The 11,963-nt window shown below is 51.5% G+C and carries 11 protein-coding genes; 9 read left to right on the plus strand and 2 right to left on the minus strand.

Going from position 1 to position 11,963, the window contains the following annotated elements; genetic code table 11:
• The first annotated feature begins 15 nt into the window (after positions 1-15).
• The 5 genes from yajC to ACTZWV_RS02710 all read left to right on the plus strand — a co-directional run bounded on the left by yajC (position 16) and on the right by ACTZWV_RS02710 (position 4,521).
• Positions 16-354: a preprotein translocase subunit YajC gene (gene yajC / locus ACTZWV_RS02690; protein ID WP_305552235.1), complete on the plus strand. Its 339-nt coding sequence runs from the start codon at positions 16-18 to the stop codon at positions 352-354.
• 21 nt (positions 355-375) lie between these two features.
• The gene (gene secD / locus ACTZWV_RS02695; protein ID WP_444785058.1) at positions 376-2,229 is read left to right on the plus strand and encodes a protein translocase subunit SecD; all 1,854 of its coding nucleotides are present in this window, start codon (positions 376-378) and stop codon (positions 2,227-2,229) included.
• A 10-nt stretch (positions 2,230-2,239) separates the two neighbouring features.
• Positions 2,240-3,187, plus strand: a complete 948-nt coding sequence (gene secF, locus ACTZWV_RS02700; RefSeq protein WP_444785059.1) for a protein translocase subunit SecF — start codon at positions 2,240-2,242, stop codon at positions 3,185-3,187.
• Between the two features lie 81 nt (positions 3,188-3,268).
• Complete coding sequence (locus tag ACTZWV_RS02705; protein ID WP_444785060.1) at positions 3,269-3,646, plus strand: rhodanese-like domain-containing protein; 378 nt, start codon at positions 3,269-3,271, stop codon at positions 3,644-3,646.
• Between the two features lie 11 nt (positions 3,647-3,657).
• Positions 3,658-4,521, plus strand: a complete 864-nt coding sequence (locus ACTZWV_RS02710) for a TraB/GumN family protein (protein ID WP_444785061.1) — start codon at positions 3,658-3,660, stop codon at positions 4,519-4,521.
• Positions 4,522-4,688: 167 nt separating this feature from the next.
• On the opposite strand, the gene suhB is transcribed toward ACTZWV_RS02710, so the two are convergent.
• The gene (gene suhB / locus ACTZWV_RS02715) at positions 4,689-5,492 is read right to left on the minus strand and encodes an inositol-1-monophosphatase (protein WP_444785062.1); all 804 of its coding nucleotides are present in this window, start codon (positions 5,490-5,492) and stop codon (positions 4,689-4,691) included.
• A 261-nt stretch (positions 5,493-5,753) separates the two neighbouring features.
• Here suhB and ACTZWV_RS02720 point away from each other — a divergent pair, with 261 nt between their 5' ends.
• A complete protein-coding gene (locus ACTZWV_RS02720; RefSeq protein WP_444785063.1) occupies positions 5,754-6,488 on the plus strand; it encodes a complement resistance protein TraT in 735 nt (244 codons plus the stop codon).
• Positions 6,489-7,307 carry a complement resistance protein TraT gene (gene traT / locus ACTZWV_RS02725; RefSeq protein ID WP_444785064.1) on the plus strand — a complete coding sequence of 273 codons (819 nt, stop codon included), beginning with the start codon at positions 6,489-6,491 and terminating at the stop codon, positions 7,305-7,307.
• Between the two features lie 21 nt (positions 7,308-7,328).
• On the opposite strand, the gene ACTZWV_RS02730 is transcribed toward traT, so the two are convergent.
• Positions 7,329-8,069 (minus strand): ferredoxin--NADP reductase, encoded by a 741-nt coding sequence (locus ACTZWV_RS02730; RefSeq protein WP_444785065.1) that lies wholly within the window; start codon positions 8,067-8,069, stop codon positions 7,329-7,331.
• A gap of 151 nt (positions 8,070-8,220) precedes the next feature.
• Here ACTZWV_RS02730 and ACTZWV_RS02735 point away from each other — a divergent pair, with 151 nt between their 5' ends.
• Positions 8,221-11,469, plus strand: a complete 3,249-nt coding sequence (locus tag ACTZWV_RS02735) for an nSTAND1 domain-containing NTPase (protein ID WP_444785066.1) — start codon at positions 8,221-8,223, stop codon at positions 11,467-11,469.
• 24 nt (positions 11,470-11,493) lie between these two features.
• Positions 11,494-11,868, plus strand: a complete 375-nt coding sequence (locus tag ACTZWV_RS02740) for a DP-EP family protein (RefSeq protein ID WP_444785067.1) — start codon at positions 11,494-11,496, stop codon at positions 11,866-11,868.
• The last annotated feature ends 95 nt before the right edge of the window (positions 11,869-11,963 follow it).

Here is an 11,963-nt window from a genome sequence, read left to right on the forward strand (position 1 = left end):
ATTAAGGGGACACAAATGAGTTTATTTATCAGCAACGCCTATGCCGACGTAGCCAGCCAGCCAGCCCAGGGCGGCGGTTGGGATTTAATTATTATGTTGGTGGCCTTTGGTCTGATTTTTTACTTCCTGATCTACCGCCCGCAAGCCAAACGTGTAAAAGAGCACCGCAACCTGATGTCGGCACTGGGCAAAGGCGATGAAGTATTAACCCAAGGCGGCCTGGTGGGCCGTATCAGCAAAATTGCTGACGACAAAGATTTCGTCGTTATTGCGTTGAATGACAGCACAGAAGTGACTGTGCAAAAAGCAGCGATCAGTGCTGTATTGCCAAAGGGCACACTGAAATCTCTGTAAGCCGGAAGAAAGGATAAACAGGTGTTAAATCAAAACCCCGTTTGGCGCTACTTTTTGGTGCTCGGCATGTTATTGCTGGCACTGGTGTATGCACTGCCAAACTTATACCCGGAAGATCCGGCGCTGAATATCAGCGCCACCCGCGGCGGTACGGTAGCGGAGCAAACCCGGCAGCAGTTGGAGCAAAGCTTCAGCGCCGCCGGTATAGCGGCAAAATCGGTGGTGTTGGAAGACGGCCAGCTGCTGGCGCGTTTTAACAGCACCGAAGATCAGCTGCAGGCGCGTGAAATTGCCAGCCAGCAACTGGGCGCTAACTACATTACCGCGCTAAACCTGGCACCGGCAACGCCGGACTGGCTGGCGGCTATCGGTGCCTCACCGATGAAACTGGGCCTGGACTTACGCGGCGGTGTGCACTTCCTGATGGCGGTGGACATGAAAGCAGCGCTGGATAAAAACCTGAACGATATGGTGCAAACCTTTCGGGCAGACTTGCGGGAAGATAAAATCCGCTACCGCAGCATTCAGGCTGACCCGGCCACTGGCCAGGTTCAGGTATTACTGCGCTCGGCCGACGATGTCGCCGCAACTGAAGCCGCATTGAAAAAGCGTGATCGTGAGCTGGTGTTTAGCCAGGGCAGCGATGACTTAAGCCTGCTGGTTAGCATCAGTGAAATTCGCTTAAAAGAAATTCGTGAATACGCACTGGAGCAAAACATCACTATTATCCGTAACCGGGTAAATGAAATTGGTGTAGCTGAGCCATTAGTGCAGCGCCAGGGCGCAGATCGCATCGTAGTGCAACTGCCTGGTGTGCAAGACACGGCTACGGCGAAAGAAATCCTCGGTGCTACCGCGTCGCTGGAGTTTCGCTTAGTCGATGAAGAGGGCGATTTAGCCGCCGCTTTAGAAGGCCGTGTGCCGCTGAATGCTGAGCTGTATTACACCCGTGATGGCCGGCCGGTGCTGCTGGAAAAACGCATTATGTTAACCGGCGAGCATATTACCGGCGCTAACTCGGCTTTTGATGAGTACAGCCGGCCTCAGGTGAGCATTAAGCTGGATGCCAAAGGCGGCAATATGTTGTCAGCCGCTACGCGCGATGCCATTGGCCGGCGCATGGCGTCGGTGTTTATTGAATATAAACCCGGCACCGAGCTTGGCCCGGATGGCAACCCTGTGCTGATTAAGCAGCAGGAAGTGATTAACGACGCTACCATTCAAGCGCGTTTAGGCCGTGATTTCCGTATTACCGGTATCGACTCACCGGGTGAAGCGCAAAATCTGGCTACCTTACTACGCGCCGGAGCCTTGATTGCGCCGATTCAAATTATTGAAGAGCGCACCATAGGCCCAAGCTTGGGTAAAGAGAACATCGAGCTTGGCACTACGGCTATCCAATGGGGTATGGTGTGCGTGCTGATCTTTATGGTGATTTACTACAAAGCTTTTGGCTTGGTCGCTAACCTGGCGTTGGTAGCCAACCTGGTATTAATTGTCGGCGTAATGTCGATGATCCCGGGCGCAACCCTTACCTTACCCGGTATGGCCGGTATCGTATTAACGGTAGGTATGGCGGTTGATGCCAACGTACTGATATTCGAGCGCATCCGCGAGGAATTGGCGGAAGGGCGTTCCGTGCAGCAAGCTATCCATCATGGTTATGACCGTGCCTTTGCTACCATTGCCGACTCTAACATTACCACCTTGTTAGTGGCGTTAATCCTGTTTGGTATTGGTACCGGGCCGGTAAAAGGCTTCGCGGTAACCCTGGCCATTGGTATTTTAACGTCAATATTCACCGCCGTTGTCGGTACCCGTTTATTGGTTAATCTGTTCTGGGGTGGCCGCCGCGTGCAGTCACTGCCAATATAAGGGGTATGCAATGAGAATATTTTCCTTTAGCCAGCCGCTGAATTTTATGCGGTTAAAATGGCCGGCTATAGTGCTGTCAAGCTTATTAATCCTTGGCTCGCTGTTTTCCTTTGCCACCAAAGGCATTAATTGGGGGCTGGATTTTACCGGCGGTACCGTAATTGAAGTAGGTTTTGCCCAGCCGGCGAATTTGCCAGCCGTAAGACAAACCCTGACAGCTGCCGGCTATGGCGATGCAGTGGTGCAGTTGTTTGGCACCAGTCGCGATGTGTTAATCCGTATTCCGCTGCGCACCGATGTTGATCAGTCGGCTTTGGGCGACAGTGTAATAAAGGCGCTTAACGCAGCAGAAGCCGAACCGGTGACGATGCGCCGTATTGAGTTTGTTGGCCCAAGCGTAGGTGAAGAGCTAAAAGAAGATGGCGGCCTGGCGATGCTGGTAGCGCTGATCGGTATTTTGCTTTATGTCACTATGCGTTTTGAATGGCGTTTATCGGTTGGTGCTGTAGCAGCATTGTTCCATGACGTTACGCTAACCATGGGCTTGTTCTCGGTATTGCAGCTGGAGTTCGACTTAACGGTACTGGCGGCCATCCTGGCGCTGATAGGTTATTCGATTAACGACACCATAGTGGTATTCGACCGTATTCGCGAGAGCTTCCGTAAGCTGCGCGATACCAGCGTTGATGACACCATTAACGATGCCATTACCGCAACTTTAAACCGTACGGTGATCACCTCATTAACCACAGTGCTGGTGTTGGTGGTGCTGTTTTATATGGGCGGAGCGTTAATTCATGGTTTTGCTACGGCATTGCTGTTTGGTATTGCCATCGGTACTTACTCTTCTGTTTATGTCGCCAGTGCGATTGCAGAAATTCTCGGCATCAGCCGTGAAGACATGCTGCCGCCACCGCCGGTAGAGAAAGAAGGCGAAAATACCGACGCCTTACTGTAATTGCGTCGCGAAAGATGCTAAAAATGCCGGTCACTGACCGGCATTTTTGTTTTTTGCGCCGGCAAAATAAGGATCAACAGCATGAGTAAACAACACGCACCGGGGTTTATCGCTCTGGTAGAGCAGGCCAAAGCGCAAATTAAAGAAATCGGTATTACTGAGTTGCTCGAGCATAATCAGCCTTATGTGCTGCTGGATATCCGCGAGGACCATGAATGGGTAGCCGGCCATTTGCCTGAGGCGATGCATTTGGGTAAAGGTATAATTGAGCGTGATATCGAGCACACTGTAGCGGATAAAAAGCAGAAAATAGTATTGTATTGTGGCGGTGGTTATCGCTCTGCCTTGTCAGCACAAACGCTGCAGCAAATGGGCTATCAAAATGTGTTTAGTTTAGCCGGCGGCTATCGTGAGTGGTGTGAGCGTAAGCTGCCGGTAGAAGTGCCGGCTGCAAAATGAGGACCTTACCGATGTGGTTAAAAACAGGGCTATATGCTGCCGCACTGCTGTTTACGCTAAGTGTGACAGCGCAAACCTCGGTATGGCAAGTCAGCAAAGCTGAGCAAACATTATATATCGCCGGTACTGTGCATTTATTGCCACCGCAGCAGTTTCCGCTACCGGCGGAGTTTGCCGCGGCTTACCGGCAAGCCGATACCCTGGTGTTTGAAACCGATGTGCGTGAACTGGAAACAGCGCAGGGCATGCAATTGCTGATGCAACAGGCGATGTACAAAGATGGTCGTAAGCTCAGTGGCGTATTATCAGCAGCAACCTATCAGCAGTTACAGCAGTATGCCCACACCCAGGGTGTCGATTTGACGCCGCTGAACGGCTTTAAACCGGATTTTGTGCTGCTAACCTTAATGCAGGTGGCGTTACAAAAAGCCGGTATGGCCGGAGAGGGCGTGGATATGTATTTCCTCAAACAAGCGGTAACAGATAAGAAACCGCTGCTGTTTTTGGAAACCGTAGAGCAGCAGTTAAGCATGTTGCTGAACATATCGGCCAATAACGAAGACGCCTTTGTGCAACAGAATTTACAGCAGTTATCTGAGCTGGAAGCTGAGCTGACTAAAATTATTGCCGCCTGGCGCAGTGGTGACACTGACACTATGGCAGAGCTGGCGATGGCCTTTACCGATACGCCGGAAGGTAAGCAGTTTTACGAGGCGTTGCTGGTGCAGCGCAATAAAAATTGGCTGCCGCAAATACAGCAGATGCTGGCCACGCCGGAAGTAGAGCTGGTGTTAGTAGGAGCTTTGCATCTGGCTGGTGAGGATAATGTACTGCAATTGCTGCGTGAGCAGGGCTATAACATCACGCAGTTGTAGCTTTGCTTATAGTCCGGAACTCCAATGCGCAACCGGCGGGGTCACCGTCAGGTTACAACACCCGCTGTGCTCGCCACAGCAACTCACAAGCCATCCCTGGCTTGTTCAGACACTCTGTGGCTGTGCATCGGGGTTCTAACCTGTGCTGTCGCGGTGTTACACCGGACTTAGCGTGACAGGGGTTCTGTCAGGTGCGGACGGATACCTTTTAGCATAGCCGCCAGTACTTTCGGGCTGGCTGCCACAATATTGCCGCTGCGCAGTTGGTTATTGCCACCGACAAAATCACACACCAGGCCACCGGCCTCGCGCACAATTAACTCGCCTGCAGCGATATCCCACGGTTTTAAGCCAATCTCAAAGAAACCGTCAAACCGGCCGGCAGCCACATAGGCTAAATCCAGCGCGGCCGAGCCGGTGCGGCGGATATCGGCAGCGTCGGTCAGTAACGACGCTAACATGGCGCTGTGTGCCGGTAAGTGAGTTTTGTTTTTAAACGGAAAACCGGTAGCTAAAATAGTGCCCTGCATATCAGGCAGGTTGGTTACACGAATACGGGTACCGTTTAACTGGGCGCCACGACCACGGGATGCGGTAAACAGCTCACCGCGCAGTGGATCAAAGATCACTGCCTGGTCTAATTTACCCTGATGTTTTAGTGCGATAGACACCGCAAAGTGCGGAATGCCTTTAATAAAGTTGGTGGTGCCGTCCAGTGGGTCAATGATCCATTGAAACTCACTGTCGTTATTGCCGTAATCACCATGCTCTTCACCGACAATACCGTGGGTCGGGAACGATTTTTGTAACACCTGAACAATGGCTTGTTCAGCTTCTCTGTCGACATTGGTAACAAAGTCGTTAGTGCCTTTTTGTACTTTCTGAACCATATCAAGCTGGCCACAGGCACGAGCGATCACGTTACCGGCGCTGCGGGCAGCGCGAACCGCGATGTTTAACATCGGATGCATAGCAATTACCTTATTTTGAAAAGAGCTGTGTAAATTTCGGTCAAAAGAGCGGCGCACATTGTAACGGCTGGCACGTAAAAGTAAAGGTAAAACCATCAGCGCCGCGTAATTTCGTCTGTTTATGTTTGCTTACAAAGCCACTGCCTGTTGTTGTAAGTTTTAGTATAAACTCAGGTTAATTATTCAGATATGATTCAGCCCCGCGCGCCTAAATTTGGAGCAGCGCAAAGCGAAGTGATATCAGCACAGAGGATACCCAAGATGAAAACCCTGTTAATCAGCTTAGTGGCCGTTGTCAGCTTAGTGTTGGGCGGCTGCGGCGCGGTGCACACGGCTGTAGCCAAACGTAACTTAGATGTACAAACCAAAATGAGCAGCTCTATTTTTCTCGACCCGGTTGAGCCGGAGCAGCGCACTGTGTTTGTTGATATCCGCAATACCTCAGATAAACCGGAATTTGATTTAAAGCCTCAGGTAATCCAAAGCCTGCAAGCCCGCGGCTATCAGGTTATCGATAGCCCATCACGGGCGAATTATTGGCTGCAGGCCAATGTGTTACAGGTTGGCCGCAGCAATGCGCGCGCTACTAACGGTGCGCTGGCAGCAGGCCCTGGCATGGCCGGTGGTGCGGTATCAGGCTATGCCATTCACCGTGCTACCGGCGGCAGTTCCGGTGGCGGTGCGGCTATTGGTGCGGTAGTCGGTGGTGCGGTGGCCGGTACTGTAATTGATGCGTTGGTAGAAGATGTGTACTACAGCGTGATTACCGATATTCAGATTATGGAGCGTTTTGACGGCACAGTGCGCGAAAGTTCAGAGCATCAGCTGATCCAGGGCGACAGCGGCAGCACTACCTCCAGTTATCAGCGCCAGAGCGATATGCGCAAATATCAAACCCGGGTGGTTAGCTTTGCCAACCAGGCCAATTTAAAATGGCCGGAGGCCGAGCCGGAACTTACTCAAGGTATGGTGCGGGCGCTGGCCGGTTTATTCTAAATGCGCATTGCTTTCCTGCTGCTGGCGGTATGGCTGCTGTCGGCTTGTACAGCTGTACATACCTCGGTGGCAAAACGTAATCTGGATGTACAAACACGGATGAGCCAAACGGTGTATCTGGATCCGGTAGAGCCGGAGCAGCGCACCATTTTTGTTGATATCCGCCAAACCGCTGCAGAGTACCAATTGCCGTTGGGTGAGGATGTGCGTAACTTTATGTTGGCGCGCGGTTATCAACTGGTGGCTTCGCCCATTAACGCGCAATACTGGTTACAGGTGAATGTACGCACAGTGTTAAAAGAGCGGCCGGATAAAGTACTGGCCGACGAATACGGCATGACCGCCGCCGAAGTGCAGCAACTGCTGGATCCCGGCATGGCACCGCCGCCACCGCCGGAAACACCTCAGCAGCGTAACAACCGCTATAACCGCAATGCCGCGGTGTTTGTTGATACCTCTGTGGGTACTAATATCGATGGCAAAGACATCGCCCGCGCCTTAGTGGTGCTGGCTGCCTTTGCCGGTGCCGAGTATATCGGTAACCAGCTGGTGCAGGATAAGTACTACACCATGCTGACCGATATTCAGATTGCCGAGCGTATCTCGCCGGACTCAGAGCAAAAAGTGCAGGAATACAGCGAGCATCAGCTGCGCCAGGGCGACAGCGGTGCTTTTGAGCAGTTATGGCAGCGCGATACCGATATGCGCAAGTATCAGGTGAAGGTGGTTAGCTTTGCCAACAAAGCCAACTTAAGCTGGCAAGACGCTGAACAACCGCTGCACCAGGGCCTGCTGCGCTCGCTGGCGGGTATTTTTTAGTGCCGGTGTACTCTGCGCCGGCTACCAATACTGCTCAACTGTAATATTGCCAGGCGCCCGGCGCAGGTTTTTCTTTAAGCCCATACTTTCCATCAGGGTTTTGGTTTCTTTTATCATCGCCGGGTTGCCGCACAGCATTACCTGAGAGCGGCTGGTCAATGCTTGCTTACAGGCGCTTTGCAGCTCGCCGCTTTGAATAAGCAGCGGCAGGCGTTTGCTAAGGGCGCCGGCATGGGCCTCGCGGGTTACTATCGGCTGGTAGTGCAATTGGCCCGGGTATTGATGTTGGTATTGCTGAATAAGCTCACGGTAGGCCAAATCAGCAATAGTGCGCACACTGTGCACCAGCACTATATGGTTAAAGCGCTGCCACAGGTTGTGTGTGCCCAGCATAGATAAATAAGGCCCGATACCGGTGCCGCTGGAAATCAGCCACAGGTTGTCGCCGTCTGGCACTTCATCCAATACAAAAAAGCCGGAAGCCGGTTGGCTGATCTCCAGCGTATCGCCCATTTTCAGCTGTTGCAGTAACGGCGACAGGTTACCCTGCGCCACCGTGCTGACTAAAAACTCTTGTACGGCGCTGCCCGGGCTGTTTACCAGTGAATAAGCGCGCTGCACGCGGCCATCCGGCGTATTCAGCGCCAGCCGGACAAATTGCCCGGCGGTAAAGTCAAACGGCGGTGTTTGCAGCTTAATGCTGAATAAGTTGGCATGCCAATGATGGTTTTCGGTTACTGTACCGCTAAGCCATTGCGCCATAATTAGTTTCCTTGCTTCTGCTTTGGCTCAAGTCTGGCAAAGTTGCCGCGATATTCAAGCCGTATTGTCGCAGTTGTTAATATTAAAAGGGGCTAAACTAATGCGCTACAGCATGTTATGTTGTGCAGCAAAGCAATAATTACAAGTAGCTATGAGCGACACTTTCTTCTTTGCTGACTGGCAGGTAGACCCTGCCGCCAACAGCCTGCGCCGCGGCAAGCAGCTTATTCAGCTCGAACCCAAGGCTATGGATGTGTTGGTGTTGCTGTGCCGCCATGGCGGTGATGTACTTAGCAGCGACGACATAGTACGCCATTGCTGGCCGGATACCGACACCGGCGATAACCCGCTGCACAAAACCATTACCCAATTACGCAAAGCACTGGGCGATAGCGCAACAGCGCCGCAGTTTATTGAAACCATTCGTAAGCGGGGTTACCGCACTGTGGCGCCGGTACGCTTTCCGCTGGGGCAGGAACAAAGTGTACAGGCACAAAGCTGGCAGCAAGGCTCGCCGTTTCCGGGCCTGCAGGCCTATGATGCGCGTTATGCCAGCGTATTTTTTGGCCGTGGTATACAAATAACCACCTTGCTTAGCCGCATCGCCCAACAAATTAAATATGGCCGTGATTGTTGTTTACTACTCGGCCCCAGTGGCAGCGGTAAATCCTCATTAATTAATGCCGGCGTTATGCCTAACCTGATGCAGCAGGGCGGCTATAACGGCGTTCAGGTGTTGTCATTCAGCAGTCTGGATTTGGCCGATGTGGCGCCCGGCCAATTGCTCACCGATTTAGCCGGCGCCATGCTGGACTGGGAGCTGGATGATACACCGGTATTTGCCGGTGACAGTGCGCAAAGCCTGGCGACTATGTTGGCAACGGATCCGCAACGGGTTATGCAGCGCTGCCTGCAGCAATTGCCCGAAAACGCACAGACGAAGCAGCGTTTCGCCTTGTTTGTTGACCGTTTAGAGGTGCTGTTGTCTTCGCCGTTGTTCAGCACGCAACAGCGTACAGATTTTGTTGCGCTGTTGGAGCAACTGGCAACCAGCGGCGCCGTGCTGGTACTGAGCGCCTGTCGCAACGAGTTTTATCCGCTGCTGGTTGACTACCCCAGCCTGATTGCCGGCAAAGCCAAAGGCGCGCATTTTGATTTGGCCGCGCCCGGCCGCAGCGATTTGCTGCAAATGATCCGCCTGCCGGCGCTGGCCGCCGGGCTGAGTTTTGACACCGACCCTGATACCGCTATGCCGCTGGATGAAATGCTCTGCAGCGAAGCGGCCAGTAACCCCGATGCACTGCCGATGCTGCAATACACGCTGCAGCAGCTGTATTTACAACGCAGCGCCGACAACAAGCTGTTGCTGTCGGTGTATAAAGCGTTGGGCGGCATTGAAGGCGCCATTGGTAAAAACGCCGAACAGGCAATAACCGCTTTGGGCATTGCGGAAAAAGCCAGCCTGCCGCGGGTGTTATCAATGCTGGTAACCTTGCGTGAAGATGAAAAAAGCATTACCAGCCGCAGCGGCCGTGTGCAACAGCTGCAAACCGACGCCGAGCGCACTTTGGTGCAAACCATGGTAGAACAGCGCCTGTTTGTGTCGCACCTGCAAAATGGCGAGCCGTGTTTCAGCATTGCGCACGAAGCCTTGCTGCGGCGTTGGCCGCGCGCAACAGCCTGGATTAGCGAACACCATGACAGCTTAAGTGTAAAAAGCCGGCTGCAGCATTTAACCCAACGTTGGCTGGCCGAGCAGCAAAACAGCGCCTACTTGCTGGCCGATGGCAAACCGCTGCAGGAAGCGCAAACCTTGCTGAATAACAGCTTGTTTTCGCTCGAAGCCGACGAGCGGCGTTTTATTCAGGTGTCTGCCAATAAAGCCAGGCTGAAGCGCTGGACGCGGCGCGGCACCATCGCCATGCTGTGCCTGCTTACTTTTACCGCCATAAGCATGAGTATTAAAAGCTTTAAGGCGGAGCAACAGGCGCAGCAAAAGCGGCTGGCGGCAGAAAACCTGCTCGGTTTTATGGTGGGTGAATTTGCCGACAAGCTGCGCAGCATAGGCCGGATGGACTTGCTCGACGGTATCAGCAATAAAGCGCTGGAGTACTTCAGCGACTTTTCATCCGCCAATGATCACTTAAGCGCAGAGGCGCGGTTAAAGCACGGCCAAACCTTAGAAGCCATGGGCGAGGTAGCCTATTCCCGCGGTAAAATGGATGAAGCCACTGCAGCCTTGCAAGCCGCCAGAACCAAGCTGTTATCGGTATTGGCTGAACAGCCGGATAATCTGGAGTTATTAAAAACCCTCGGCGCCAACGCCTTCTGGCTGGGGCAAATCCACTACGACGCCAGCAACTGGCAGGCAGTGCAGCCAGAATTTGAGCAGTATTACCACTACAGCGAGCGCATGTATCAGTTAGCACCAGACGATTTAGACGCCATTATGGAGCTATCTTACGCCACCAATTCATTGGGTTCGCTGGCAATGAAGCTGCAGCAGTTTGATTTAGCGCGGAAGAATTTTGAAGAGTCGCTGCGGCTTAAATTACTGGCGCAAGAACAACAGCCGGATAATGGGCAGCTAATCGCGGACATTGCTGATACCCGATCTTGGTTGGCAAGCGCAGCTCTAGCTGAAGGCAATGTGCATTTAGCAATTGAAACTCATCAGGAATTGCAGGCTGAGTTGACAAATACTACAACAACGCCGGAACCTTATTTACTTGATATTTTGTCAAGCAGCTACCAAAAACTTGCGGATCTGTTTATTTACCAGGGAAAAATAAATGAAGCTCAAACTGTTTCTAACCTAGGTGAACAAGCTTTGTCACAAGCAATAGAGCAAGACCCGGAAAACAGTAGGTGGCTGAGAAACAAAAGTTTTATTGATTATCAGAAGTTTAATATAAACCCCGGTTCAACTGCAGAGCAAATTGAGCATGACCTTAGTTTATTGATTGAGACATTAAAAAAGCAAAAAAATGTGCTGTCAAACACCAATATAAAAGATATACAGGCAAGGCTGTGGCTCTCGACTGCAAAACAACTACAAGAGATTGATCATTTGGCGCTAAGTAAAAAATATGCCGATTTAGCTTATGTTTCTCTCAAGGCACTTACCGAACGATATAGGCAGAATTACAATTACAGTCTCGCTCTGGCCGACACTCAGCTACTACAAGCCAAAGTTTTATTGGCAACCGATAAGCGCGGTATTGCGGTAAATCTTTGTAATCAGGTTAAAGATAATTTATCTGTGATCACCAAGAAAAATAAAGAACCAAGGTTCATCATTACCTTTGCAAAGGCGCTGAATTGCTTAGGGGAGTTACAAGACTACCCTGACATTCTTGCTATGTTGCAACAAAATGCCATAGTAAATTTTGAATTTTAACCCACAACTATAAGGAAATACGTTATGCCTTTAACTCAAGCCGCGAGTTTAATTCAGGTTATTGTCCATCTGGAAAACGGTGAACCGGTATTTAGCTATCAAACCACCGCTGGCCAGCCGTTGCCTAACGGTGATGTTACCGTAACTGAAGCCGGTACTATTACTTATCAACTGGTAGATAATACCGGCAAAGGCCTGCGTTTTATCGGCGTGGGGTTTGTAACACCGTTTGACGGCATTATCGATGCTATCACCGTCAGCAGTGATGGTCAGCTGGTGCAAATGCTGGATATGGATCGCAGTGCCGGCACTACTAAATTTCAGTTTGTGCTAACAAACAGTACCAATACTTTGATGGTTTTGAGTCCAGACCCTCAAGTTAAAAATGATCCTGAATAGTGCTTTAATCAGTATTTGCTGATTGTGTTCTTTTGTTCTGAAAAGCCCCGGAAGGGGCTTTATTTTTTTGTATATAGCGAGTTGAAATCAAGCTA

The sequence above is a fragment of the Rheinheimera sp. NSM genome (genome assembly GCF_052380015.1).
Lineage (GTDB): Bacteria > Pseudomonadota > Gammaproteobacteria > Enterobacterales > Alteromonadaceae > Alishewanella.